The organism is Gordonibacter massiliensis (ex Traore et al. 2017) (genome assembly GCF_019731765.1).
Taxonomy (GTDB): Bacteria; Actinomycetota; Coriobacteriia; order Coriobacteriales; family Eggerthellaceae; genus Gordonibacter; species Gordonibacter massiliensis.
This window is the reverse complement of sequence record NZ_JAASIO010000015.1, coordinates 35,854-62,658: the sequence shown is the minus strand read 5'-3', so window position 1 is coordinate 62,658 and position 26,805 is coordinate 35,854. Positions and strand designations below refer to the sequence as shown.

General features: G+C 69.5%; 18 protein-coding genes and 1 tRNA gene. 10 read left to right on the top strand and 9 right to left on the bottom strand.

The genetic code is table 11. The features are described 5' to 3' along the window. Positions 1–376 precede the first annotated feature (376 nt). From infC to rplT, 3 genes are read left to right on the top strand one after another with little or no spacing between them, the layout of a single operon-like run. On the top strand, positions 377–970 hold the full coding sequence (gene infC, locus HCH03_RS14235) for a translation initiation factor IF-3 (RefSeq protein ID WP_185906264.1): 594 nt from the start codon (positions 377–379) through the stop codon (positions 968–970). Beyond that, positions 963–1,160: a 50S ribosomal protein L35 gene (rpmI, locus tag HCH03_RS14230; RefSeq protein WP_080142656.1), complete on the top strand. Its 198-nt coding sequence runs from the start codon at positions 963–965 to the stop codon at positions 1,158–1,160. The genes infC and rpmI overlap by 8 nt, the downstream gene beginning before the upstream one ends. A gap of 20 nt (positions 1,161–1,180) precedes the next feature. Beyond that, positions 1,181–1,534, top strand: a complete 354-nt coding sequence (rplT, locus tag HCH03_RS14225; RefSeq protein WP_080142657.1) for a 50S ribosomal protein L20 — start codon at positions 1,181–1,183, stop codon at positions 1,532–1,534. A 546-nt stretch (positions 1,535–2,080) separates the two neighbouring features. Here rplT and HCH03_RS14220 read toward each other — a convergent pair. From HCH03_RS14220 to HCH03_RS14205, 4 genes are all read right to left on the bottom strand, one after another. Then, a complete protein-coding gene (locus HCH03_RS14220) occupies positions 2,081–3,004 on the bottom strand; it encodes a hypothetical protein (RefSeq protein ID WP_221690023.1) in 924 nt (307 codons plus the stop codon). Positions 3,005–3,096: 92 nt separating this feature from the next. Further along, on the bottom strand, positions 3,097–4,503 hold the full coding sequence (locus HCH03_RS14215; RefSeq protein ID WP_221690022.1) for a sensor histidine kinase: 1,407 nt from the start codon (positions 4,501–4,503) through the stop codon (positions 3,097–3,099). Continuing rightward, entirely contained in the window at positions 4,500–5,162 is a 663-nt protein-coding gene (locus HCH03_RS16880; RefSeq protein ID WP_221690021.1) for a response regulator transcription factor, read from the bottom strand. Before HCH03_RS16880 ends, HCH03_RS14215 begins: the two co-directional genes overlap by 4 nt. A gap of 316 nt (positions 5,163–5,478) precedes the next feature. Then, a complete protein-coding gene (locus HCH03_RS14205) occupies positions 5,479–5,856 on the bottom strand; it encodes a NifB/NifX family molybdenum-iron cluster-binding protein (RefSeq protein ID WP_080145121.1) in 378 nt (125 codons plus the stop codon). 100 nt (positions 5,857–5,956) lie between these two features. Between HCH03_RS14205 and HCH03_RS16495 the strand changes: the two genes are divergently transcribed. The 3 genes from HCH03_RS16495 to HCH03_RS14185 are packed head-to-tail and all read left to right on the top strand — an operon-like array spanning position 5,957 to position 9,893. After that, positions 5,957–9,235 (top strand): FAD-dependent oxidoreductase, encoded by a 3,279-nt coding sequence (locus HCH03_RS16495; RefSeq protein ID WP_246600049.1) that lies wholly within the window; start codon positions 5,957–5,959, stop codon positions 9,233–9,235. Further along, entirely contained in the window at positions 9,235–9,606 is a 372-nt protein-coding gene (locus tag HCH03_RS14190) for a DUF1667 domain-containing protein (RefSeq protein ID WP_185906266.1), read from the top strand. The genes HCH03_RS16495 and HCH03_RS14190 overlap by 1 nt, the downstream gene beginning before the upstream one ends. Before the next feature lie 35 nt (positions 9,607–9,641). Beyond that, positions 9,642–9,893, top strand: a complete 252-nt coding sequence (locus HCH03_RS14185; RefSeq protein WP_080145122.1) for a hypothetical protein — start codon at positions 9,642–9,644, stop codon at positions 9,891–9,893. A gap of 755 nt (positions 9,894–10,648) precedes the next feature. Here HCH03_RS14185 and HCH03_RS14180 read toward each other — a convergent pair. The 4 genes from HCH03_RS14180 to HCH03_RS14165 form a co-directional block, all read right to left on the bottom strand. After that, positions 10,649–12,214, bottom strand: a complete 1,566-nt coding sequence (locus HCH03_RS14180) for a DEAD/DEAH box helicase (RefSeq protein WP_221690020.1) — start codon at positions 12,212–12,214, stop codon at positions 10,649–10,651. Between the two features lie 53 nt (positions 12,215–12,267). After that, the gene (locus tag HCH03_RS14175) at positions 12,268–13,761 is read right to left on the bottom strand and encodes a glycosyltransferase (protein WP_221690019.1); all 1,494 of its coding nucleotides are present in this window, start codon (positions 13,759–13,761) and stop codon (positions 12,268–12,270) included. Between the two features lie 313 nt (positions 13,762–14,074). Continuing rightward, a tRNA-Glu gene (locus tag HCH03_RS14170) sits at positions 14,075–14,149 on the bottom strand. A 555-nt stretch (positions 14,150–14,704) separates the two neighbouring features. Beyond that, positions 14,705–15,619, bottom strand: coding sequence for an EamA family transporter (locus HCH03_RS14165; protein ID WP_246600048.1), 915 nt, complete (start codon positions 15,617–15,619; stop codon positions 14,705–14,707). A gap of 50 nt (positions 15,620–15,669) precedes the next feature. Between HCH03_RS14165 and HCH03_RS14160 the strand changes: the two genes are divergently transcribed. Together HCH03_RS14160 and HCH03_RS16875 are read left to right on the top strand one after the other, a co-directional pair. Next, on the top strand, positions 15,670–18,576 hold the full coding sequence (locus HCH03_RS14160; RefSeq protein ID WP_221690017.1) for a PD-(D/E)XK nuclease family protein: 2,907 nt from the start codon (positions 15,670–15,672) through the stop codon (positions 18,574–18,576). 3 nt (positions 18,577–18,579) lie between these two features. Beyond that, on the top strand, positions 18,580–22,140 hold the full coding sequence (locus tag HCH03_RS16875; protein ID WP_221690016.1) for a UvrD-helicase domain-containing protein: 3,561 nt from the start codon (positions 18,580–18,582) through the stop codon (positions 22,138–22,140). A gap of 595 nt (positions 22,141–22,735) precedes the next feature. On the opposite strand, the gene HCH03_RS14150 is transcribed toward HCH03_RS16875, so the two are convergent. After that, positions 22,736–23,728, bottom strand: coding sequence for a glycosyltransferase family 2 protein (locus HCH03_RS14150; protein WP_368042457.1), 993 nt, complete (start codon positions 23,726–23,728; stop codon positions 22,736–22,738). 235 nt (positions 23,729–23,963) lie between these two features. Here HCH03_RS14150 and HCH03_RS14145 point away from each other — a divergent pair, with 235 nt between their 5' ends. Next, positions 23,964–26,171 carry an ATP-binding protein gene (locus tag HCH03_RS14145; protein ID WP_221690014.1) on the top strand — a complete coding sequence of 736 codons (2,208 nt, stop codon included), beginning with the start codon at positions 23,964–23,966 and terminating at the stop codon, positions 26,169–26,171. A 42-nt stretch (positions 26,172–26,213) separates the two neighbouring features. Beyond that, positions 26,214–26,633, top strand: a complete 420-nt coding sequence (locus HCH03_RS14140) for a GtrA family protein (RefSeq protein ID WP_080142671.1) — start codon at positions 26,214–26,216, stop codon at positions 26,631–26,633. Positions 26,634–26,805 lie beyond the last annotated feature (172 nt).

The window sequence follows — 26,805 nt, the reverse complement described above, 5'->3', positions numbered from 1 at the left end:
GACCCGCGATGGGAGAAGCGGCGGGTTTCTCCCGCGAGCCGAAGGGCGGCGCCTTCCAGCGCGGTCGAGCCGGGCGGGATCGTGCGAAGGCTTGGAGAGGGTTGGGGGCCGAAGAACCCCGAGAACGGATTCGAAAAGGGTGTCGAAAAATGTTTCGAAAAAGGCGCGAAAACGATTGCGCCGAAAACCAGCTGTGTTAGAATAAGCAAGTTGTTTACTCAAGCGAGGGGAAACCCTCCACCTGATTCGGCGCTTCGGCTGCTGATGGGTCGCCCGAATACGGGGCCGTACGCGGCCCGGTCATCTGAACGCGGACCCGTCGCCTGCCAAGGCGGCGGGTTTTTCATTGAAGCGCGCAAGCGCGAAAGATTGGGAGGTGAGCGCGATAGCTGCTCAAGAGCCTCGGCTCAACGAAGAAATTACCGTCCGCGAATGCCGTTTGATCGGCTTCGACGGCGAGCAGATGGGCATTTACGTGACGTCGGAGGCCCAGCGGGTCGCCGACAACCAAGGCCTCGATCTCGTGGAGATCGCGCCGAACGCCGAACCGCCCGTGTGCCGCATCATGGACTACGGCAAGTTCAAGTACGACCAGGCCATCAAGGCCAAGCAGGCCCGCAAGAACCAGAGCAAGGTCGAGACGAAGGAAATGAAGTTCCGGCCGAAGATCGACGTGGGCGACTACACGACGAAGAAGAAGCACGTCATGCGCTTCCTCGACGGCGGCAACAAAGTGAAGATCACCATCATGTTCCGCGGCCGCGAAATGGCGCACCCGGAACTGGGCCTGACCATCCTCGAGCGTTTGGCCGACGACTTGAAGGACAGCGCGGTCATCGAGAACCAGCCCAAGATGGAAGGCCGCAACATGCACATGCTCATCGCCCCCCTGCCTTCGGCGGTGGCGGCGAAGAAGAAAAAGGAAAACGAGAAGAAGGAAGCTGAAGGGAAGGACGAGAGCAATGCCTAAGATGAAGACCCATCGCGGCACCGCGAAGCGTTTCCGCGTCACCGGTTCCGGCAAGATCATGCGCTCCAAGGCGTTCAAGAGCCACATCATGACGAAGAAGAGCCAGAAGCGCAAGCGCAATTTCCGCCACGAGACCGAAGTGGCCAAGGCCGACCAGAAGGTCATCGCCCGTAACCTCGGGCTTCGCTAATCGATAAGGAGTGATCAGATATGCCTCGTGTCAAGCGTGCGGTCAACGCCCATAAGAAGCGTCGCACCGTCCTCAACCGCGCCAAGGGCTACTACGGCGCGAAGTCCCGCTCCTATCGTGCCGCGAAGGAGCAGGTGCAGCATTCGCTGCAGTACATGTACCGTGACCGCCGCAACAAGAAGCGCGAGATCCGCCGCCTGTGGATCACCCGCATCAACGCGGCCGCCCGCATCAACGGCCTGAGCTACTCCGTGCTGATGAACGGCCTGAAGAAGGCCGGCGTGCAGCTGGACCGCAAGGTGCTCTCCGACATGGCCGTCAACGACCCCGCGGCGTTCAGCGCCGTGGTGGAAGTGGCGAAGAAGGCCCTGTAGGCTTACTGCGAAATCTTTACTTTGCTGAATTGGAGGCCCCGCGAATCCCGCGGGGCTTTTTTTCTACCTGCGGGGCGGGCCGAGGGGGCCGTGCGGCACTCCTCACACACTTCGCGAAAGTTCGTCGCACCGCACGGCCCCCTCGGCCCTGGGCGGAGCGGAAGTCGACACGGGGATGGGCTTCATGCAGGGAGCTGAACGAAGACCCTGCGGGGGCAGGGCCTTCGTTCGATGGGGTGAGGGGTGCGTCGTAGGGTGTTTGCCTGTGCGCGAGAAGGTCAATGTCCTAAAAGGGGCCTAGGCACCTTTTAGGACATTAAGGGTGTTCGGCGAGGGTGCTCTCGCGTTGTTCCCGTAGGGGCGCTCTCCAGAGCGCCCGCTCGCGCGGAGCGCGAGAACGCGGGTTCCGGTTGCTTTTCCGGCTCCGCCGGAACGGGCGCTCTGGAGATCGCCCCTACGATGATCAGCGATGGGGGAATCGCACCCGCATGGTTTCCCGAATGCCTTAAAAGAGGCCGCCCCCTTTTAAGGCATTCTTGTGCAGAGTTACCAACCGTAGGCGAATGTGGGGTAGTCGACGCTGGAGCGCTGGTAGCCTCGAATGCCCGAACCATCTTGAAAGAGGTTGACGAACAGGTAGCTTCCGTCGTCCAAGGAGACTTCGACATAGAACATTGTTTCATGACCCGGATCGGCATCTCCCATCATGACACGGCCAGTCGTGGCGACCGCGCCGTTGCCCAGATCCACGTCGTTTACGAGTGCGACAGCATCGGAGCCGTAGGAGGTGCTTGCCATGCTGTCGACGTACTCCATCATCTTAGCGCGCTTCATCGCATGTATCTCGGCCAATTGGTCTTCGGGGATGGGGGTGAGGACTTGTCCGTCGCCATCCGAGGGGTTTTCCTGTCTCTCGCGAACCTCGGCTTCGTATTCTAGGCGTTGCTGCTCGGCTACGTCCTCGTTCCATTCGTCAAAGTAAGTCCAGTCCACGGGTCCGATTTGCCTGTCTGCTTGGAAATCCATGCCAGTGGCGGTGTCTACGCAGACGTTGATCGAGCCGTCGCTGGTTTCTGCATTGACCATCCAGACGTAGTTCGCAAGGCCGTATGAATCGGCGAAGCACTTCTCGTTGTCGAGCAACGTGACGAAGACGCGCCCTGCCAACTGCGTGCCGAATGTGTGCTCTGCGATGTCCGAGGCGACTGCAGTGGCGTACTGAGCGGAAACGGCACCCTCCGGTACGGTAAGTCCTTGCGTGTAGGCGATGACGGTCAGACCCTCCGGGACGGTCACCTCGTCGGTGAGGGCCAGGTCGGCGGTGGGCAGGGCCTCGTCGTGGACGGTGTCGGCCTCGGCTCCTTCGGCGTGGGCCAGAAACGAGCCGAGGCCGGCGACGCAGATGGCTATGAGGGCCGCGGCTACGCCGATGACGATGAACGATTCGCCTTTCGCTATCTTCGATCTCATGGTGCGCTCCTTGTCTTTCGAGTCGAGGCGCCGTACGCGCTTCGGTGCTTCGAAGTATCGCGGGCGGCGGTCACGGCGCGGGCACCGAGTTGTCACGAACCGGTAAAAAGTACGGTGGCCGCAGTTCCCCGTCCCGGCTCCGAGGCGAAGGAGAGCTCGGCGGCATGGACGCGGGCTATCTCATAGCTTAGCGCCACGCCGAGGCCCGCTCCGCCCGCCTCGCGGCTACGCGCCTTGTCGGGACGGTAGAACGGCTCTCCCAGGCGCGCGAGCTCGTCGGGGGCGAGCCCGCGTCCGTCGTCGGTCACCCGCACGGCGACCGATGTTCCGCGCGCCTCGATCGCCACGTCCACGCGCCCGCCCGGCTCGCAGGCCCGCACGGCGTTCTCCACGAGGTTCGTGAACAGGCTCTCGAGCAGGATCGCGTCGCCCGGTACGCTGACCGGGGAAAAGGGCTCCACGCTCACCTCCACGCCTCGCTGCCCGGCAAGGGGCCGCACGGATCCGGCCACCTGGTCGACAACCCCTCCCAGCTCGACGGGTTCGAACTCCACGTCGTCGTGCTCGAGGGAGGAGAGCTGCAGGATGCGCTGCGCGATGCCCTGCAGGCGTGTGCTCTGCTCCGTCAGGTAGCGCAGGGCCGACTCGCGCTCGTCGTCCGTCGCCTCGGCGATGCGCAGGTACTCGGCGTACCCTCTGATGGCCGTGAGGGGGGTGCGTATCTCGTGCGAGAGGTTCGCCGCCATGCGGGCGTTCTGCTCGGCCACGCGGCGTATCTCGACGATGTCGCGCTCGGCGGCGTCGGCCATGGCGTTGAGGCTCGCCGCCAACATGCCCACCTCGTCGTCGCTGCGCTTCTCGGCGCGCACGGCGTAGTTGCCGGCGGCGAACTCGTCGGCGACTCCCGCCAGGCTCTCGAGCGGCTTCGCCAAGCGCCGGAGAACGAGGAAGAGGCCCGCCGCCAGCACGACGGACACGATGGTGCTGCTGACCACGAGCGTCGTGCGCATGCGCGCCCAGGTGGCGTGCAGCTGCTCCATCGAGCGGCCGCAAACGAGGGTGTAGTCGTCCAGCCCGCCCGGCAAAGCGGATGCGACCAGCAGGTAGGGCGCGTTGTCGAGCGTGCGCAGAGACCAGCTTTGCCGGCCCGCTTCGGCCGCGAGCGCCACGTCGTCCCCTTCGCCGACGGGCAGGTTGGAGAAGAGCTCCTCGCCGTTTTGCGAAACCGCCAGCAGGATGCCGTTTTGCGCGTAGTAGGTGCCGTACGAGCGGGCGAGCGACGCTTTCTGCAAGCGCGTATTGCCGCCTTCGACGGCGGCCAGGTCCTGGGCGAGCGCCTGCGCGACGAAGCTCTGCTCGCCGCGCGCCTTCTCCACCTCGCTGGCCATGGTCTGCTGCTGGTTTTGCCAGCCGATGAACGCCACGCCCCCGTAGAGCGCCGCCAGGAACAGGGCCAGGGTGAGCAGGTAGGCCTTCTGCCAGAAGCGCAGCGACCTCATGCGCGCCGCCTCGTGCTCAGGCGGTAGCCCACCTTGTACACCGTTTGGATGACGTCCTCCCAACCCAGCTTCTTGCGCAGGCGCAGCACGTGCATGTCCACGGTGCGGCTCTCGCCCTCGAAGTCGTAGCCCCACACCAGCCGCAGCAGCTGCTCGCGCGACAGGGCGAGGTTGCGGTTCACCACGAGCGTTTCCAGAAGGTCGAACTCCTTGGGTGCGAGCGCCACCTCCACGCCGTCTTTGAACGCCTGGCGCGTGGCCAGATCCACGCGCACGCCTTGGTGCTCGAACGTGCGCTGGTGCTGGTCGGTGCGTCGCAGCACCGCTTCCACGCGGGCCAGCAGCTCCAGTATCTCGAACGGTTTGACCACGTAGTCGTCGGCTCCCATGCCCAGCCCGTCCAGGCGGCTTGCCAGGTCGTCTTTCGCGGTCACGAATATCACGGGGACGTTCGCGTCCACGCGCCGTTTCACCTCGAAGCCCGTCGGCCCCGGCATCATGACGTCCAGGAGCGCGAGGTCGAAGCGCTCTTGGCGGGCGAGCCGCAGGGCCTCGTCGCCGTCGAAGCACGGCACGGCCTCGTGGCCCACGAGCGCCAGGTTGCGGCAGACGAGGTCGTTGATGGGGCGTTCGTCCTCGGCAACGAGTATGCGCGCCACGGTCGGCCCTCCTTTCCGCTGTTGTGCGTCGGGGCATATTGTCTCACGAACGTGTCACGAAGTTGTATCGAGGGAAGGGCTCGTTTCGCGGGCGCGGCAAACGAAGATCCTGCGGGGCGGGGCTTTTGTTCGGATGGGGAAGAAGCGCGCGTTGGGCGAAATCCCCCAAGGGGGCGGTCCCCCTTGGGGGGCGCGAGGGGTTTGCGGATCGCCGGCGGGCACCGGGTTCCGGACGGTTTCGTCTCCGACGGACGAAGCGGGGGCGCGTGCGAGACGCGGGCGAAAAAAAGGCCGCCAGCGGCGGCCTTGCGAGGCTCTATGCCTCGGCGAGATCGTGGTCGAGGTCGTCGTCGTGCTCCCAGTCGCCCAGATGGCACAGCTCGTCGACGCCGGTGAGCGTGCGGGTGAGGTAGGCTTGCGCCACCTCGCGCGCGCTGCCGTGCGCGCTGGCTATCACCTCGATGCCCGCGTGGCAGAACACGTTCGCCACGTCGTAGTCGATGGCGTCCACGATGATAGTGTCCACGCCCATCTCGGAGAACAACGTGACGAGCTTGGCCGTCGACATGCCGGGGTTCGGCATGTTCTGGCATTCCACGATGACGCCCCGGTCGACCGTGTAACACATGTAGCTCGAGCATTGACTGAAACGGGGCGCGACCCCCAAGCCTTCGCTCGCCACTGCGATCCTCATGAGCACCCTTTCGCTGAATCCGTCTGCCATACGATAACGTGTTCGAGCGATTTTGCATCCGCTCTTTCGCCCAACGGGGAAAAATAGTAAGCTGAACGACATGGATACCTTGAACGCACCTCTTTGCGACGTCGTCGTCATCGGCGCGGGCGTCGCCGGCGCGGCTTGCGCGCGCGAGCTTTCCCGCTATCGGCTGGACGTCGTCGTGCTCGAGGCGGGCAACGACGTGGCCTGCGGAGCAACCCGCGCCAACTCCGGCATCGTGCACGCCGGATACGACCCCGCACCCGGCATGCTTAAAGCGCGCTACAACGTGGAGGGTTCGCGCCGGTACGCGCGGTGGGCCGACGAGCTGGGGTTCGCGTACCGGCGCAACGGCTCGCTCGTGCTGGCGTTTTCCGACGAGGAGCTGGCGAGCGTGCGGGCGCTCGTGGCCCGCGGCGCCGAGAACGGCGTGGAGGGGGTGCGCGAGCTGAGCGCGGCCGAGGTGCGTGCGCTGGAGCCGCAGGTCGATGCGGGCGTGAAGGGCGCGCTGCTCGCCGAGACCGGCGCCATCTGCGACCCGTACGAGGTGGCCTTCGCCTGTATCGAGCAGGCGGTCGTCCACGGCGCGCGGCTGCGTTTCAACGAGCGCGTCAGCTCCGTGGCGCGGGTGCCGCGGGACGGCGATCGCGCAGCGTCGGGGGCGCGCTATCTGGTGACCTCCGCATCGGGCGCGCGCTGGGCCGCCCGGGCCGTGGTGAACGCGGCCGGGGTGCACGCCGACGAGATCAACAACCAGGTGAGCGAGCGGCGCTTGCGCATCGTTCCGCGCCGCGGGGAGTACTGCCTGTACGACACCGACCTTGGCCGCACGTTCTCGCACACGATGTTCCAGGCGCCGTCGCGGGCGGGCAAGGGCGTGCTGGTGACGCCCACCGTGCACGGAAACCTGCTGGTGGGGCCCAACGCCGTGGAGCAGGGGAGCAAGGACGACGTGTCCACGAGCGCCGAGGGCCTCGCGTTCGTGCTCCAAGCGGCCCGGCGTACCTGGCCCGGCGCCGGCACGCGCGGCGTGATCGCGAACTTCGCGGGCCTGCGCGCCTCCGAGGCGGACGGCGACTTCGTCATCGGCCAGCCTGACGACGCGCCCGGCTTCTTCAACGTGGCCTGCTTCGACTCGCCCGGCCTCACGTCGGCGCCCGCCGTGGCCGCGGACGTCGCCCGCGACGTGGCGGCGCTGCTGGATGCGCCCGAGCGCGCGGGCTTCGACCCCCGCCGGCGTCGCGCCGTGCCGTTCTCGGAGATGGGCGAGGAGGAGCGGGCGCGGGCCATCGCGGCCGATCCGCGCGCGGGCCGCGTGGTGTGCCGCTGCTGCGAGGTGACGGAGGCCGAGATCGTGAAGGCGCTGCACGGCCCGGTGCCCGTGCTGTCGCTCGACGCGCTGAAATGGCGCACGCGCGCCACGATGGGCCGGTGCCACGGCGGGTTCTGCTCGCCGGAGATTGCGAAGATCGTCGCGCGCGAGACGGGCACGCCGCCCGACGTTTTGGACAAGCGTCTGCCGGGGTCGTACCTGGTCGCCACCGCACGGGAGGACTACGCGGAGCTGGCGCGGCTCGAGGAGGAGCGCGCCGGGCAGGGGGCCGATTCCGGCCGCCTATCCGCCTGCGGCGGAACGGGAGCTTTGGGGAGCGCTCCCGCGGGGGCCGCGAGCGAGGGGGCTGTTGCGGGCTCGATGGATCCGGGCGTTGGGGCGGGAGCGACGCAGCGGGGCGCTGCCGCGGATTCGGTGGCTGAGGATGCCGCTTGCGCGCGGCGGGCGGCGTCACCTGCGGATTCTTCGGACGCCCTCTACGACGTGGTCGTGGTGGGAGGCGGCGCGGCGGGCATGGCCGCGGCGCGCGCGGCCGCGGACGGCGGCGCTTCCCGGGCGCTGCTGGTCGATCGCGAGGCGAAGCTCGGCGGCATTCTGAAGCAGTGCGTGCACAACGGCTTCGGCCTGCACCGCTTCGGCGAGGAGCTCACCGGGCCCGAGTACGCGGCGCGCGAGGCCGCCTCGCTCGGGGGGTGCGCGTCCGGGGCCGGCGGTGCGGGAACCGGACGCGTGGAGGTGCTGCGCGGCGCCTCGGTGCTGTCGGTGGACACCGCGCGTGCCGGCGAGGGCGAGCTTGCGGTGCACGCGGTGAGCGGCGCGGGCGCCCACGTGCTGCGGGCCCGCGCCGTCGTGCTGGCCACCGGCTCGCGCGAACGGGGCGCGGGCGCGCTCAACATGGCCGGCAGCCGGCCGTCGGGCGTGTTCTCGGCCGGCAGCGCCCAGAACTTCATGAACCTGCAGGGGTGCCTGCCGGGCCGGCGCGCCGTCATCCTGGGATCGGGCGACATCGGCCTCATCATGGCGCGCCGCCTGGCGTCGCAGGGCGCCGAGGTGGAGGGCGTCTACGAGCTCATGCCGCACCCGTCGGGCCTGCGCCGCAACATCGTGCAGTGCCTGGACGATTTCGGCATCCCGCTGCACCTGAGCCGCACGGTCACGCGTTTGGAGGGGGAGGGGCGCCTGGAGGCCGTGCACGTCTCGGACGTCGATCCCGTCACGCTCGCGCCCGTGCCGGGCACCGAGCGGCGCGTGCCGTGCGACACGCTGCTTTTGTCGGTGGGACTCATCCCCGAGAACGAGGTGGCCAAGACGGCGGGCGCGGAGCTCGATGCGACGACGGGCGGCGCGCGCGTGGACAACCGCCTGGCCACGAGCGTGCCCGGGCTGTTCGCCTGCGGAAACGCGCTGCACGTGCACGACTTGGTGGACCATGCGTCGGCGGAGGGCGAGGTTGCCGGCGCGGCGGCCGCCGCCTACGCGCGCCGCGTCGCGCACGGGGCCGGCGGCGCGGGCGAGGGGGATGCCGACGGCTTGCGGGAGGCGAGGGCCGCACAGGTTGCGCCGGAAGCGCAGGATGCCGGCTCGCGGGCTGTGGGAGAGGATCGGACGGTGCACGGCGCGGCGGATTCTGCGGGGCGCCTTTCGCCTTCTTCCGTCGCTTCCGTTCCGGTGCTTCCCGACGAGGGCGTGCGCTACGTGGTGCCCCAGCGCATCGACCGGGCGACGGGCGCGGACGAGCGCCTCACGCTGTCGCTGCGCGTCTCGCGTGCCCTGCGCGAGCCGCGCTTCTACGTGGAGGGCGTCGCCGCGGACGGCTCGACGCGCACGGTGAAGAAGGCCAAGACCATGGTGGCGGTGCCGGCCGAGATGGTGCAGATCAAGCTCTCCGGTGCCGACGTGGCGGGGCTCTCCTCGCTGCACGTGCGCGTCGAGGGCCGCGCCGAGGACGTCGTCGACGCGGCGGCGCCCGTCCGCTCGGCGGCTGAGAGCCGCACGCACGTGGCGGGAGGGGGAGCCGAATAATGCAACTGGCCACCGAGATAGCCACGTTCACCTGCATCTGCTGCCCGCTTGGCTGCCAGCTGGAAGTGGCCTTGGACGAGCAGGGCGGCGTGGCCGAGGTGACGGGCAACACGTGCAAGCGCGGGGCCGATTACGCGGCGCGCGAGGCCACGGCGCCCGAGCGCATGGTGACGGCCGTGCTGCCCGTTAAGGGCTGCTTGGAGCCGGTGAGCGTGAAGACGTCCGCTCCCGTGCCGAAGGACCGCGTGGCCGACGTGCTGGCCGCATGCGCTGCCGCGCGCCTCGCGGTGCCGGTCGCGGCGGGCGACGTCGTCGTCGCCGACGTGTGCGGAACCGGCGTGGCCGTGGTGGCCACGAAAAGCGTACCATAGCGTTCACGAATCGAGCGAAGGGCAAGGTGGCCGCCATGGCGGACGATGAACTGAAGGAACGCGAGGAGGGGCGCGGCGCGCGCGTGGCGGGAACGGCCATCGTCGCCGTGGGCGTGGTCGCGCTCATATTCGTCGCGGCCGCCTCGGCGTTCATCCTGCTGGGAGAGCTGCTGCAGGGAGCATGGCTGTTGGCCGGCAGCGCCCTGGTGGTGCTGGTGGGAGCGGTGTGGCTGGCCAACCGCCTTGTGCGCGTCGCCGCCAACCAGAACAAGGACCCTATGGGATAGGGTCGCTTTCACCGGACGGTCGATAGTGTGCGAAACCGCGACCGTTCAGGTATCCATCCGTTTGCCGGCGGCTTTTTGCCCCTGGTCGTGCCACGCGTCTACGCGCGGACGAGGGGGGCGGAGCGGCAAGGCCTTTGGCCCACGCGCTGTATGCGACAGCGGTGGGCAAGTCCGCTGCTAAACCAGCATTGACATTCCGCAAGCCGACGAGTTGTCATTCTGAGCGAGCGAAGCATTCGACAGTTCTGTCATCCTGAGCGGAGGCGGCGTGAGCCGCCGGAGTCGAAGGATCCCGTGCGGCGGCAGCCGAGGCGCCTCCCTGCGCCCGCTCCGCGTGCTCGGGAGTTCGACAGTCGACCACCTGGCCGGGTGCGTGTCGATGCTGGTTTAACAGCAGACGCGCTTCGGTTTGTACAAAAATCACCGATGCCCCCATGTTTTCCGGGTTGAAAGGCCGTAGAAAGCCCTTCGCGGTTTGCCGCTGTCTGGTTTTGCGAGGCGTTTGCCCAGATCGCAAACTTTGGGACTGTTCGCTAGGGATGCATGTATGGGGGCGTCGGTGATTTTTGTGCTTTGCGAGGTCTTCTCTACGTTAAAACGCCGTTGACATTACGCGAGCCAGCGCGTTGACATCCTGAGCGAGCGATTCGAGCCGAAGGATCCCGCGCGGCGGCTAGCGGGGCGGTTCTGACCGAAGGACCCCTCCGCGCAGGCTTCGTGCGGAGGGGTTGCGCGTGTGCTGCGTGCCGGTCGCGTTACCGCTGCTTGCCGCGGCGTTTGGCCACGTCGGCGCGGTGGGCGCGGCCGGGGCGCAGGTCTGCGCCGCCGCGCGCGGGTTTGGACGCGGACGGTGCCATCGACGCCTGCTGCTTCGGCTGCGCCGGCCGGCCCGCCGCGTTCGCGGCGCCCTTGCCGGCGGGCTTCTTCGGGCCCTTCTGCGCGGGGCGCTGGCGGGTTGGGCTCGCGCCCGCCACGCCGGCTGGCTTCTTCGCCGCGCGCTTCTTGGCGCCGCCCTTCGCACCCGCGCCGCCCTGTCCGCGCGCGCCTGCAGCCTGCGCGTCCTCGGCCGTCGCTTCGCGGGCGCGTTCCTTGCGACGCTCGCGCTTCGCCAGCTCGCGCGCCGCTTGGGCGATCTCGGGGTCGGTGCGCGCCGCCTTGCGCGTGGCGTGGGCGGCGGACTCGGCCAGCGCCGCCTCCTCGTCGAACGTGGTTATCTCCATCTCGGGGATCTCGCGCTTGATGAGCTTCTGGATGTCGCGCAGGGCGTCTTCCGTCTCGGGGCTCACGAACGAGATGGCCCAGCCCTCCTCGCCGGCGCGGCCCGTGCGGCCGATGCGGTGCACGTAGTCCTCGGGCACGGTGGGCAGGTCGTAGTTGATGACGTGGTCGACGCTCTCCACGTCGATGCCGCGCGCCAGCACGTCGGTGGCCACGAGTACGTCGGTGGCGCCGTTCATGAAGTTGTCGAGCGCGCGGCGGCGCTGGTTCTGGCTGCGGTCGGAGTGGATGGCCTCGGCCGTGTAGCCCGCCTTCTTCAGGCGGCGGCACGTGGCGTCGGCGCGGCTGCGGGTGCGCGTGAACACGATGACGCGCTCGTGGCCCTTCTCGGCGAGGACCGCTTTCAGCAGCGCCGGCTTGAGCGTCTGCGGCGCGCGCACGACGAATTGCTCCACCGTGTCGGCCGTCTCGCCCTTGTGCGCGATCTCCACCATGGCCGGATCGTGCAAAAGCTTGCCCACGCTGCCCATGATGGAGCGGTCGATGGTGGCCGAGAACAGAAGCGTCTGCCGCGAGGCGGGCGTCGCGCCGATGATCTTCTTCATGGAGGGCAGAAAGCCCATGTCCAGCATGCGGTCGGCCTCGTCCAGCACGAGCACCTCCACGTCGCCCAGGCGCGCCGCGCCCTGCTCCATGAGGTCCACGAGGCGCCCCGGCGTGGCGATGAGCACGTCGACGCCGTGCTTGAGCTTCTGGATCTGCGGCTCGTAAGAAAGCCCGCCCACCACGGTGGCTATACGGTGGTGCGTGGACACGGCCACGGCGGCGCACACCTCGCCGATCTGCTGCGCCAGCTCGCGCGTGGGCGTGACCACCAGCATGAGCGGCCCTTGCCCGCCCTTGGCGTGGCCGAGGCCGTCCAGCGCGGGCAGCGAGAACGCGGCCGTCTTGCCCGTGCCGGTCTTGGCTGCCGCAATGAGGTCGCGGCCTTCCAGCACCAACGGGATGGCCTGCTCCTGCACGGGGGTGGGGGATTCGTAGCCCAGACGGGCCACGGCTTCGAGCGTTTCCGGGGAAAGGCCCAGTTCGTTGAATTCGGTCATGGGTATCGCTTGCGTTCCTTTCGATTGGTCGGCGCGCGGCGCGGTGCCGCGCGCTAGCGCGCGTGCGCGGGCTTCCCGCCCCAGTAGAAGCCGAAAAAGTGCCTCTTGCGCAGCGGGTCGTCGGGTTTCTTGGGGTGTGCGGCCAGCTCCAGCGCGGCCCGCGCGACGTCGCGCGCGGCGGACTCGTGGCGCAGGAACCGTCCGTTGACGAGCATGGAGCGGATGCTCTCCGGGTTCTTCTCGATGTGGCGCAGGGCGTCCAGAAGCTCGCGCGACGTGGTCACGTGCATGGCGGCGCCCACGGCGGTGAGCATGAGCACGTTCACCTTCTCCTGGCCGTAGGCGCGGCCGAGCAAGATCATGGGCACCTGCGCGCACAGGCACTCGGTGACCACGAGACCGCCGGACTTGCAGATCACGAGGTCGCTCGCCGCCATGAGCGCCGCCATGCCCTCCACGTAGTCGAGCACGGTGACGTTCGCAAGGCCCAGCTCTCCGCATTCGTGCCGCAGGTGGCGCGCGTAGTCGGCGTCGCTGCCCGCCACGAGCACGAAGTGCATGTCGGAGAGCGCGTGCACGTAGGGCAGCAGCTTGTCGAGCGCCTCGCGGAAGTGCACGTAGGGGCGGGGGAGCTGCGCGCCGGCCAGTGCCAGAACCACGGTCTTGTCGAGCGGCAGGCCCAGGCGCTCGCGCGTGGCGCGCTGGTCGTAGGTGCGGCGGAAGTCCTCGCGCGTGGGGATACCCGTGATGAGGATGCGCTCGTCGCCCACCTTGCGCGGGCGCAGCGTCTCGGCCATGGACTCGTTCGCCACGCAGAACAGGTCGGCGCCCCTGTGCGGCCACAGGCCCTCGGTCTCGTAGTCGGTGGGCACGCAGACGATGGGGAACTCCACGCCCGAGAGCATGCGCGCGCCCACGGCCACGTTCGCCGCCGTGATGTGCGTGCACACCACGGCCAGCGGGCGCACCTCGCGCACGTGGTCGGTGAACGAGGGGTACATGACGCGCGACCACACGGTGCCGCCGCCCCACAGGAGGCGGCCGGTGAGCGTGAAGCGCCAGGTGAGGTCGTAGATAGGGCGCGTGGCCCCCGTGAAGAGCGACGCGGCGTGGTCGCCGTCGAACACGATGCGCCCCCATTCCAAGATGTCGACGACCTCGACCTCCAGGTCCTCGGGGACGAACGGCTCCTCGTCGGCGCCGTCGGGGGCTTCCCGCCGCCGCGCCGCCGCCTCGTCGCGCAGCAGCTCGAGGGCTTGGGCCACGGCCATAGCGGCGCTGCGGTGCCCCGAGCCCACCGAGGCGTGCATGACGATGACGCGCGGCTTGGGCGGCTCCGGCGCGGGTTCGGGCTCTGCCACGACGAGGCTGACGGGTTCTTCGCCGCACGCGTCGCCGCCTGCGGGGGCGGCTTGGAGATCCTCGCCGGTTCCGGGGCGCGCTTCGACGCCGTCCGAAGAAGCGGGCGCGGTTCTGCCGGAAGGCGCGGCGGGCGCGTCGGCGTTCTTGTATGCGGGTTGCGGCGCTGCCGCCTCGTCGATGTCCATACCCTCCATCATACCGCAACGTCCCCGCTTGCGGGCGGTTTCGCCACCAAGCGCCCCTCGGCTTCACGGAACGAGTGGAACCTGCGGGTCTCGCTGGGCGCTTGCCTGGGCGTCGGAACACGCGAGGGCGGAACCGCGAACAGCGCTGGTTCTATTCGCGTAGCTTTGGGAATGCTTCACGCAACAGGTCCCTACCGTATTGATTACGATTAGACTCAAAGTACACGTTTTGGCCTATAACCCGAATGCTTCCGCACAGTGCGGTCGATACGAAAATACCCGGCTCCCTTGCGGGTGGCCGGGTATCGAGTTTTGGTGCCCCCAACGAGAATCGAACTCGTGTCTCAGCCTTGAAAGGGCCGCGTCCTGACCTCTAGACTATGGGGACGATGCGCGTTTCCGCTTGCGGAGAACAGCCTGAACATTATTGCAAAGCAAGCGCGCCATTGCAAGAGCGAATTTTCCACGCTTCCGCTGCGCTCTGCGTCGCCCTCGCCCGTCCCTTGCTGTTGCTTTCGCACCGCTTTCGCCTCACTCGCTGTCTGCATTCGTCAAAACTCTGCGCGTTATGGGCTTGTAAGGCGAAACGTGCATCCTGGAACCCAATATCCTGGAACCCAATCCGCATCGCTTCGCTCATGGGCGCTCGTATGCCGGTCGCTTCGGACGACCGGCAAGAGCGTTGCGCCGAAAACCAGTGGACAAAATCGGGACCTGTGGTCGATTTCATGCGCGTAAGGAGTGGGGTATTGGGGCAAAAAGCCTGGTGGCGGGAAGCGGTCCGCATATTTCCCGTGGCTGAATCAACCACAGCTATGATTTTTGTCCATGACTATAATAGTTATAATTTAAAACTTGCTTGCGAAAGGCTCGCCGATCTCGCATCCGATGGCGTTGCAGAGGGCCTCGAGGGTGGTGGTCTTGCGTCTGCGGCGCGTTGCCCTTAACCGTTCTTCGCGGCATCCTTGGCGGGCAGCAGGTTCGGCAGCTGCGACACCACCACGCCTGCGAGGATGACGACGATGCCGGCCGCTTGGAACGCGTCGACCGCCTCGCCGAGGACGATCACCGATATGACGATGCCGCAGGGGAGCTCGGCCGAGGCCATGATGGTGGAGATGCCCGGCGGCAGGTGCGGCGTGCCGATGCCGAAAGCGATGACGGGGATGAACAGCGCGAACATGCCCAGTATGATGCCGTACTTCCAAATGCCGGCTTGGAGCGCGCCGCTTGCGAGGTAGTCGGGGCAGACGACGAGCCCCAGCAGGCAGGCGCCCACGCAGACGAACAGGCCGCGCTCGATGGGGGGCAGGTCGCAGCCGATGCGGCTCGACAGGTACATGAACGCCGCCGTGCTCACCGCCGACAGCGCCCCGCACGCGACGCCCAGCGGATCGAGGCCGGAGAGGTCCTCTGACAGAAGGCCGCTGGCCAGCACGGTGCCGCCCAGGATGACGGCCACGGCGGCCAGCTCGGCGGCGTGCGGGCGCCTTCGGGTGGTGGCCACCTGCACCACCACGCCGATCCAGGTGAACTGGAACAGCAGCGTGATGGCCACCGGCACGGGAAGCTTCGTGAGGGCGTAGTTGTACAGCACGCAGGTCGTGCACGTGGTCAGGCCCAGGCCCAAGAGCGCGGCGATGCGCTTGGGGGAGAGCGGGACGGGGCGCTTTCCCACGAGGGCCAGCACCAGCAGGGCGACGGCGAAGATGAGGGTTCCGAAGAGCCCTTGGCTCAATACGGTCTGCCGCCAGGTGAAGCCGTCGGCGTAGGCCAGCTTCAGGGCCGTTGCCATGACGCCGTAGCTGGCTCCGCCCACGAAAACGAAGGCCGCGTATTTCAAGGTGTTCTTTTGCATGGCCGTCATTCTAGCGCATCGCGTGCGTCGCGCACGGGTACAATAGCCGCATGCCCTATCGAATGGAAACAGCCGACAACGCCGACGCGGCCCTGCGCGCCGTTTCGAGCATCACGGCAAAGCTCGTGCGCGAAGGCGCCGTGCCCGTGGTGCTGGTGCCTGCGCCCGCTGCCGCGGCGCGCGTGCGGCGCGCCCTCGCGCGCTCTTCGGCCGCGCTCGGCGTGCGCGTGGAGACGTTCTCCGCGTGGGTGGCGGATCGCTGGGAGCTGTTCGGCGACGGGCGGCGCATCGTGGAGTCCGCCGAGCGGACGCTGCTCGTGCGGCGCGCCCTTGAAGCCGCCGGCGAAGGCGGCCTGCACGCCACGCCCGGCACGGTCGATCTGGTGGCCGCCCTCGCGCGCGACGCCCTTCCGCAGCTCGTCCGCGGGTGCGATGAGCAGGAGACCGACCTGAGCGCGGGGGAGCGCGCGACGCTCGCCGCGCTCGCCCGCTACGCCGAAGAGCTGCGTGCGCGCGGACGCTGCGAGCTGTCCGAGGCGGCCGACGCGCTGTCGCGGGCGCTTCCCGCGCCGCCGCCCTTGGTGGCGCTCGGCTTCGACGAGCTCGGCTGCGCCGAGGAGCACCTGCTCCAGGCGCTTTCCGAGCGCGCGCCCGTGGTGCGCGTCGACGACGGGTGCCTCGCTCCGGACGGCGACCCGGCGCGCGCCCCTGAGCTGCAAGCCCTCCTGAATCGGTTGTTCAAGCCCGCCGACGGCAACGCCCTCGCGCCGACGGGCGCCGTGCGCTTCCTGCTGCCGGCGGGCCGCTACGCCGCGCCCGCGCTCGTGGCGCGCGCGGCGGCCGACGCGGCCCTTGCCGAGCGGGCGGTCGCTGACGCGCAGGGACGGGATCCGCTGCCGGTGTGCGTGGCCTGCCGCGAACCGGCGTCGGCGTTCGAGGATGCGGCCGACTGCCTGGCGCAGCACGGCGTTTCCTCGGCCGTCGCGGTGCGCGCGACGTTCGCGCAGACCGGGTTCGGCCGTGCGTTCCTGGCGCTGGTCGGATTCGCCTGCGGTGGGGAGTGGCGGGTGTCCCAGGCCTCCGACTTCGCGCTCAGCCCGTTCTCGGGCGTGCCGCAGCACGCGGCCTACGCCCTCGACGCCGCCTGGCGCGGCGACCGCACGGTCGACCGCGCGCGCATCGTGGCCGACCTGCGCGCCGCGAGCGAGGTCGCCTCCGACGCGCTCGTCGCGCTCGGCGGCGGCGACGTGGGCGGGGCGCTCGACGCGCTCGAGGGCCACCTGCTCCGACGGGCGGATCTCGACGCGGCGTATCGCGCGGAGCAGCTTGCCGCGTGTGGGTGCGCCCGCCGCTTCGCGTCCGCCTGCGCGCGCACGGCCACGCCCCTCGTCGACGCGCTGCCGCTGCTCGAGCGCGCCTCGCTGACGGCGGGGGCGCAGAAGGACGCCTGCGTGCCCGGCGCCTCCGGCGCGGCCGGCCGCGAGCCCGCCGTGCTGTTCATGGGCTTGGACGACGCGGCCGAGCGGCCGCCGTGCTCGTGCGCCGTCCTGTTCGCGTGCGACCTCGTGGCCACCGCGTACCCGGTGCGCCCCGTGGAGAACGGCGGCACGCTGCTCATGGAGAAGCTGGGCCTGTGCGCGCCCGCCGACGCGCTCGCCGCCTCGCGGCGCCGGTTCTTCCGCGCGCTTTCGAGCGCGCGCGACGCGGTGGTGTGCGAGCGCCCGCTCAACACGGTGGACGCCGACGACGCCTATCCGGCCGTCGCGTTCGAGGAGCTGCTCGACTGCTATCGGGCCGATCCCACGCGCACCGACGATCTGGACCGGGCCACGGGCCTGCCCGTCGCGCTCGCGCCCTTCGCCGAGACCGCCGGCGAGGACGCCCTGCACGAGAACCTCGCGCCGGGATGCGACCCCTCCGACGCCGAGGCGTGGGACGTGCCCGCGAGCGGGGAGGTGTCGCCTGCGGCCCGCAGTCTCGTCGTGCTGCCGGGTGCGGGCGCCGCGAACGCAACGGGCGCCGCGCTGCCCGCCCTGTCGCCTTCGGCCATCGAGAGTTACCTCGAGTGCCCGTGCAAGTGGTTCTCGCTCAGGCGCCTGCGCCTGTCCGAGCCCGACGCGGGCTTCGGCCCGCTGGAGATGGGCAGTTTCTCGCACGGCGTGCTCAAGAGCTTCTACGAGCACTTCATCGAGGCCGGGCATGCGAAGGTGGCGCCGGAAAACCTGCCCGACGCGCAAGAGCTTCTGCGCGAGACGTTCGCCCGCCATCTGGCGTTCCAGCCCGAGCTCAAGCGCAACCGCAACCCGCTCGTGCCCCGCACGGCCTTCGAGCGGGCCGAGACGCACGACCTCGAGCGCAGGCTTGCGGCCTACCTCGAGCGCGAAAGCGCGCTGTTGCCCGGATTCGCGCCCGCGCGCTTCGAGCTCGACTTCGGCGGCGCGGAGCCGTTCGAGTACGCGGGTTGCGCGTTGCGCGGCAGCGTGGACCGCGTCGACGTGAACGAGCGCGGGCAAGCCGTCGTCATCGACTACAAGGGGTCGCTCTCGCCCGACTATGCGCTGTCCTCGGCGTCGCCCGCACCGTCGGCGGGCGGCGTCGTGCTGCCGCACAAGGTGCAGACGCTCGTGTACGCCCAGGCGGTCCGCCGTCTGCTGGGCCTGGAGGTCGTGGGCGCGCTCTACGTGTCCTACGGGCGCGACGGGCGCGTGGCCGGGGCCTTCGACCGCACCGTCGTGGGCGAGGGGGACGTTCCGGGCATCGACGCGGATGCCTGCGGCGTGCCGGGGCCGGCCTGCGAGGAGATCGGGGCCGCGTCGTTCGCCGAGCTGGTGGATCGTGTGGAAGAGGGCATCGCCGCCGCGGCGCGCAGCATGGGAGCGGGGCTCGTGGCCCCCGATCCGCGCGGCGGGGATCCGTGCGGATTCTGCCCGGTCCTCGCGTGCGAAAGGAGGCGCTAGCCGGTGAACCTCGAAACCTGCACGCCGGGCCAGCGCGCCAGCGTCGAGCGCGTGGACGGGCCGCTGCTCGTGTCGGCCGGCGCCGGCTCGGGCAAGACGTTCACGCTCACGCAGCGCATCGCCTACGCGCTTCTGCTCGAGAGCGGCCCGGCCGCCGGCGGCGTCGACGAGGTGCTGGCCATCACGTTCACGGAGAAGGCCGCCGCCGAGATCAAGGCGCGCGTCAAGCGCACGCTGCGCGCCGAGGGCATGGCCGAGGAGGCCCTGAAGGTGGACGCCGCCTGGATATCCACCATCCACGGCATGTGCTCGCGCATCCTGCGCACCCATGCCCTGGAGCTGGGGCTGGACCCGGCGTTCGGCATCGTGGGCGACGCGGAGCGGGCCGACCTCGTGGCCGAGAGCATCGACGAGGCCCTGGGCGCCGACAACGACATCATCGAGCGCGGCTCGTACGCGGCGCTGTTCGACGAGTTCCCCGCGCGCTCGGCGCTGCCCACGGCTCCCTCGGTGGCTTCGATGCTGCAGGCGCTGCTCGACAAGGCCGTGGGCCTGCGCGGCGGTTTGGACGCCGTCGACCTGGGGCCCGAGCCGCCGCGCCCCGCCGCGCTCGCCCGCGAGCTGCTGGTGGCCTACGAGGACGTGGCGGCCGCGCTCGAGCAGGGCGGCACGAGCGCGGCCGCCGAGCGGGCGCGCGGCCAGGCGGCCGAGGCCGTAGACGCGCTCTCGGCGTTTCTGGCGGAAGGCGCGGACGCCGGCCCGCGCGACTTGGCGGCCGTGGTGGACGCGTGCGCGTTTTTGCCGAAGACGTTCGGCGGCGCCGAGGTGAAGGAGCGGGTCGCGGCCTACCAGGACGTGCACGCCCACGTGTGCCGCAGCGTCGCCTTGGCGCTGGCCTGGCCGCGCGCTCACGAGCTGCTGGCGCTCGCGCGCGAGGTGGCGCGACGCTACGAGGGCAAGAAGCGCGCCGCATGCAAGCTCGACAACGACGATTTGCTGGTGAAGACGCTCACCGCCTTCGAGGAGCATCCGTGCGTGGCGCGCCGTTACGCCGACCGCTTCAAGCTGGTCATGGTGGACGAGTTCCAGGACACGAGCCAGCTGCAGATCGACCTTATCGCGCATCTCGCCGGGCCCGGCCTCGGCCGCCTGTGCACCGTGGGCGACGCCCAGCAGTCCATCTACCGCTTCCGCGGGGCCGACGTGAACGTGTACGAGGCGCACAAGCGCACCATGCGCTCCGAAGAGGTGGGCGCCCTCTACGTGGAGCTGACGAAGAACTTCCGCAGCCACGCCGACGTGCTGTCGTTCGTCGACCGCGTGTTCGAGCAGTCCCATGTGTTCGGCGACGACTTCATGTCGCTCGCCCCCTGCGACGGGCGGAGGTCGACGTATCGCGGCGACGGACCGCGCATCGACCTCGTGCTGGCCATGCGCCCCTCCGGGCGCGGCACCGGCGTGGGCGTCGACGACGCGAAGGCCGCTTGCGCCCGCGCCGTCGCCCGCCGCTTCGCCGCGCTGCGCGCGAGCGGCCACGCCCCGGGCGACATGGTGGTGCTGCTGGGCAAGATGTCGCGGGCCGAGACGTACGCCCAGGCACTGCGCGACGAGGGCTTCGAGTGCGCCGTGACGGGAGGGTCGCTGTTCGCCGCCGCGCCCGAGGTGCGCGTGGTGGCGCGGTTCGCGGAGGCGCTGGCGAACCCGGCCAACACGGCGGCGCTGTTCGAGGTGCTCACGAGCGACATGGTGCGCCTCTCGGCCGACGACCTGCTGGAACTGGCCACCGAACGGGACGCCGAGACGGGCGAGCTGCGCCGCCGCGACCTGGACAAGGGCTTCGCCCGCCTGGCGGAGCGGGAGGGCGGGCTTCCCCCGCGCCTGTCGCACGCCGTGGGCCTGATCGCGCGCGCCCAGCGCGACGCGCGCACGCGCCCGCTTTCCCGCGTGGTGCAAGACGCCGTCGTTCGCTCGGGTTGGATGGCGCGGCTCGAGGACGGGGGAGCGGCGGGGCTCGCGTGCGCCGCCAACGTGCTCAAGGCCGTGCGCCTCATCGAGCAGTTGGAGGGCGAGCGGCACCTGGGCCCGGCCAGCGCGGCGCGCGCATTCGCCGACGAGCTCGCGGCGGGGATGAAGGAGGCGCCCGGCGCGCTTTCGGGCAGCGGGGGCGACGTCGTGAAGATCATGACGATACACGCGTCGAAGGGCCTCGAGTTCCCCATCGTCGCCCTGGCCGATTTCGCGGGGCCCGCCGCGCCGCAGGGCAGGCTCGTGGTGGAGACGTGCGGAGCGGCCGCGCGCGCGTCGTTGCTCGCCGGGGGCTCGCTGTACGGGTTCCCGAACGTCGCGAAGCGCGCCGTAGGCGGTTTCGCGGACGAGGAGGACGCCGACCTCGCCGCCGCGCGGCGCGTGCTGGAGGAGGGCGTCCCCGTCTGCGACGGGCGGGGCGTCCCGGCGTGCACCCAGGACGCCTACCGCGCCGCGCTGCGCGACCGGGCGGCGGCCGAGGAGCTGGCCGAGGCGCGCCGCAAGCTCTACGTGGGCCTTACGCGGGCGAGCGAGGCGCTGGTGGTGTGCATGGACGCGAAGGCCCCCGCGGCGGGCAAGCCGCCCTCGTACCCCGCGCTCGTGGACGACGTGCGCGGCGCGCTCTGCGGCGCGGCCGACTTCCCGGAGGGCACGGCGGAGCTCGAGTACGGCGGCAGCGCGCCGGCGCGGTTCGAGCGCATCGTCGTGCAAGCAGCGCCCGCGACCGACGGGGCGCCCGCGCCCTCCGCCGCGCCCGCGTTCTTCGTCGTGCCCCGCATGGCCGACGCCGACCCCGTGCCGCGCCGCCCGTGGAACCCGCTGCGCGAGCACGCGTTCTCCTACACGTCCATCGCGCCCGCGCACGACGCCGCGAAGGCCGCCGGCGCCGCGACGCCTTCCGACGCCGCGGGCCTCGACGGCGGCGACGCGCCCTTCGACGACGCCGGGAGGGGCGTCCGTCCTTCCGCCGATGCGGACAAGGCCACCAGCCTGGGCAGCGCGTTCCACCGCGCCGCCCAGTTCGAGGCGGAGGCGGGCGCCGTGCCGGACGCCGCGCGCCTCGCGGCGATAGCGGACGCCCTCGCGCTCTCGCCGGCGCAGCGCGCGCGCCTCGCGGCCGCTTGCGGGCGCTGGTTCGCCAGCGCGACGTTCGCCGAGACGCTCGCCTGGGAGCTGCGGCGCGCCGAGGTTCCCTTCGCCGTGGAGGTGGGCGGCGAGCTCATGGAGGGCGAGATCGACCTCTTGTGCACGCACGGCGCCGACCCGCGCGGGAGGGCGCTCGTCGTGGACTACAAGACCGGCGGCGCGGACGACGAGGACCCCGAGCGCGTGCGCGAGAAGCACGCGCTGCAGGCCCGTTGCTACGCCTACGCGCTGCTGTCGCAGGGCTTCGACGAGGTGGAGCTGCGCTTCGTGCGCGTCGAGCACGCGCAGGAGGGCGGCAGCGAGCCCCAGGTTGCCGTCTATCGGTTTTCCGCCGCGGATGCGCCCGCTCTGTGCGAGCTCATCGCCCGGGCGCGCGCCGCCTCTCTGGCTTAAAGGGGCTGTATCAAAAGCGTCGTTTTCGCTCGTCGCGTAGGGCAAGGGCTCTGCCCTTATCGTCTACCCGGGGAACGTTGCCCGTCGGGCGGCAAGGGCAGAGCCCTTGCCCTACGGAAGGGTCATCGCCAACGAGCGTTTCGGGAACTTTTGATACAGCCCCGAACGCGCCGACCCTGCGTGCGCATGGCCCTGATCGCGCGCCGCCTTCCGGACCTCGGGCATGCGCTTGGAGCGGCCGGCTTTCCGCCGTCCGACGAGGCCTTCGCTGCCGCCCCCGGCTCGTCGCCCGCTTTCGATCGTCGAAGGCGCTTTGAAACCCTGAAACGTAACGCACGCATTACGTTCAAAACCGGCATGCGGGCCGATGGGCGGGTCGCGCCAAACTTTTTATTATGCGGGGGTTCGCGCAATTATTCACGTCTGCAAATGTTAGACCTGATCGGGTAACATGCGATCCGCAAGGAGGGGCGGCATGGTGCGAGGCGGCGCACCGGCCCACAGCGGGCTTCGGCCATCCGCCCCGGCCGTTTTTCCGGTTGTGCGCGGCACCGCGGGCGCGGCGGCGGACGGTGCGCAGTGCGGCGCGGGCGCCCTAGCGCCTCCCGTGCTCCCGGTACGCCTCGGTCACCTGCAGCTCGTACTGCTTGCGGGTGCCCTTCACCACGGTGTCCAGGATGAGCCCGCACGAGAACGATATCACGCCGACGAACACGAGCGCCACGGCCAAGAGCGCCGAGGGGAGGCGCGGCACGAGGCCCGTCGACGCGAACTCAACGATGACGGGGATGCCCGCCACGAGCCCCAGCACGCAGAACAGGAGCGCCAGCCAGGAGAACAGGGCGAGCGGCCGGTAGTCCTTGAACAGCGACAGTATCATGAGCAGCACCTTCACGCCGTCGGAGAAGGTGTCGAGCTTGCTCTCCGAGCCCTCGGGACGGTCGCGGTAGTCGATGGGCACCTCGGCGATGCGCCAGCGCTTGTCCACCGCGTGGATGGACAGCTCCGTCTCTATCTCGAAGCCCGGCGAGAGCACGGGCATGGTCTTGGCGAACACGGCGTTGTAGGCGCGGTAGCCGGTCATGACGTCGGAGAACTCGAAGCCGTAGATCCACTTGATGAGCGCGCGCACCAGGTCGTTGCCGAAGCCGTGGAAGGCGCGGTCGTTCTCCTGGCCGTAGGTGCCGTTGGACAGCCGGTCGCCCACCACCATGTCGGCCTCGTCGGCGACGAGCGGGGCCAGCAGCTCCGGCGCGGCCTCGGCGGGGTAGGTGTCGTCGCCGTCCACCATGAGGTAGTAGTCCGCGTCGATGTCGCGCATCATCTGCCGCACGACGTTGCCCTTGCCCTGGCGGCGCTCGACGCGCACGACGGCCCCGTGCTCGCGGGCGATGTCCCCCGTGCCGTCCGAGGAGTTGTTGTCGTAGACGTACACCGTGGCCCCCGGCAGCGCGCGGCGGAAGTCGTCGACGACCTTGCCGATGGTCACGGCCTCGTTGTAGCAGGGGATGAGCACGGCCACGCTGCCGGCCTGCGCGGCGCTCTCCGTGCGCGGCCCTTCGGCCTGCGCGTCCTTCTTCTCTTGCACGATTGCTCCTCGATTCTCGAATGCAACCATCCTAACCGATTGGACGGGCGCACGCCAGCCGTTGCGCCCGCGTTTCTCGTCATTCCCCGCACCGCCTCCCGCGTGCCGTCGCTTCGCTTGGAAACTTCCCGTAGACGACCCGTTGCCAAGCGGTAGGCCGACGGAGAGCGGGCGGCCGAACGGCGGTGATAGAATGCCGTGATTCCAACGAAGACGACGGGTGGTGGCTTTCGGCATGAACGTGCATTTCGGCGCGCGCGAACGCAGGCGCGCGATCGCGGCGGTTGCGGCTGTGGCCGTGGCGGTGGCGGTCCTGCTGACGTACACCGTGGTGTCCACGCGCAAGGCCACCGACGACGTCGTGGCGAACGTGAGCAGCGTGTATCTGGGCGAGCTAAGCAAACAGGTGGCGTTTCGGTTCGACGCCAGCGTGGAGGGCAAGTTCGGTCAGATGGAGGCCGTGGCGACGGGGCTGGCCGCCGTCGCGCCGCAGAGCCGCGGCGAGGCGGCGGCTTACCTGACCGCGCAGGCGCGCAGGGACAACTACGCCTTCCTCGCCCTCAAGACGGACGACGGCGGCTACATCGTGGCGGACGGGGCGACGGGCTTCTGCGGCGAAGGCGACCACGTCCCGTCCGCGTACGCGGACGGGCGCACGGTCTCGCTGTGCGACGGCCTCATCGTGCTCGAGGAGCGCATGGAGCCGGTGAGCCTGGGAGGCGGGCAAGTCGTAGCGGTCGTCTGCGGGCTCAGCGCCAAGGGCGTGGGCGATTGCCTCGACCTCACGCTGTTCGACGGCTTCTCGCGCACGGTCGTGATCGATCGGAGCGGCGTGTGCGTGGTGAGCGACCGGGACAGCGAGCTCGAGCCGGGGGACAACCTGTTCGACTGCCTTTCCGAGCGGGTGGCCTACTCGGATGGCGGCGAGGCGCACGTCCGCGAGGTGCTCGCGCGCGGCGACACCGCCCTCGTGCCGATCGCCGTGAACGGCCTCGACGAATACCTGTACTTCCGCCCGCTCGATCAGACGGACTGGTACCTGTGCTCGGTCATGCCCTGCAGCGCCGTCGAGGGCGACATCGGGGATTTGAGCGGCACCATAACCGTGAACGCCGCCATCGTGGGCGGGGCCGTGCTGCTGTTCGTGCTCGCGGCCTTCCTCGTGTACTACCGCCTGGCCAAGAAGAGCACGCGCCTTCTGGCCGAGGAGAAGGACCGCGCCGAGCGCGCCTTCGCCGAGGCGCAGCAGGCGAGCCTGGCCAAGACCGACTTCCTGTCGCGCATGTCGCACGAGATACGCACGCCCATGAACGGCATCATGGGCATGACGGCCATCGCGCTGGAGAGCATCGGCGATGACGCCAAGGTGCGGGAGTGCCTGGAGAAGGTGACGCTGTCCTCGGAGCACCTGCTGTCGCTCATCAACGACATACTGGACATGAGCAAGATCGAAAGCGGCAAGATCGAGATCAAGTACGAGGCGTTCGACCTGGCCACGTTCATCGGCTCGCTCGCGGCGGTGTTCCGCACCCAGGCCGCGGAGCGGGGCGTCGCCTTCGACACGGTGGTGGAGGGCAGCGTGCCCGAGAGCGTGGTGGGCGATCCTTTGCGGTTGAACCAGGTGGTGTACAACCTCATGGGCAACGCGTTCAAGTTCACGCCGGAGGGCGGCCGCGTGACGCTGCTCATCGAGCGGCTGGACGACGGCGAGGACGGGCGGCTGTGGCTGCGGTTCGCGGTCGAGGACACGGGGTGCGGCATCGAGCCGGAGTATTTGGACAAGATATTCGGCTCGTTCGAGCAGGGCGACGCGTCGATCGCCCGCCGCCACGGCGGCACGGGGCTGGGGCTGGCCATCACGAAGCGCTTCGTCGAGCTCATGGGCGGGCGCATCCGCGTGGCGAGCGTGGCGGGCTGCGGCTCGTCGTTCGCCGTCGACGTGCCGTTCGAGGAGGCGGGGGACGATCGGCTGGTCGCCTGCGATCCGGTCGAGCCGAAGGCCGCCGCGCCCGTGACCTGCCAGGCCGGCTCCTACGACTTCTCCGGCGCGCACGTCCTCGTGGTCGAGGACAACCCCCTGAACCAGGAGATCGTCGTCGAGCTCATGCGCATGGCGGGCGCGGACGTGGAGACGGCCTCCACGGGGCGCGAGGCGGCAGACGCGTTCGCCGCCTCGGAAGAAGGCTGGTTCGACCTCGTGCTCATGGACGTGCAGATGCCCGACATGGACGGCTACGAGGCGGCCCGCGCCATCCGGGCCATGGACCGGGCGGACGCGCGCACCGTGGTTGTCCTGGCCATGACGGCGAACGCCTTCACCGAGGACGAGGAGCGCAGCCTGGCAAGTGGAATGGACGGGCATCTGAGCAAACCCCTTGATATTCGCAGCGTTTATGCCACAATAGACGGGTTTTTGGAAAAGCGGCGCCGCGAAGGGCGCTGAGGCCCGGCCGCGGCGTGCGGCGAAGGCGGGGAAGGCGCGAACGTGAAGAAGCTCATCGCTCAGATCATGAAGTTCGGCGTGGTGGGCGTCATCGCGTTCGCCATCGACTACGGGCTGCTCGCGCTGCTCACCGAGGCGTTCGGCGTGAACTACCTGGTGAGCGCCACCATCTCGTTCACCGTGTCCGTGGTGTTCAACTACGTGGCGTCCATGCGCTACGTGTTCAAGCACAAGGAGGGCATGAGCCGTCGGCGCGAGTTCGTCATCTTCGTGGTGCTGTCGATCATCGGCCTCGTCATCAACAACGCCTGCATGTGGGCCGGCGTGGAGCTTCTGGGCGTGCACTACCTCATCGTGAAGATCGGCGCCACGTTCATCGTCATGGTGTGGAACTTCGTCACCCGCAAGATATTCCTCGACGCCGGCGACGAGCCCGGCGAGATCCTCTCCGACATCGAGTAGGGGCAGCCACAGAAAAGGCCGGGCATGCGCCCGGCCTCGGTGTTCTCGCTGGTGCCCTTGACAGGATTCGAACCTGCGGCTGGCACGTCACACGGGGGACGGGGAGAAACGGGAAACGCTGTTTTACCAGATCAACCGCATTTGTCCGGAACCGCGCGGTACTATGCGGAAG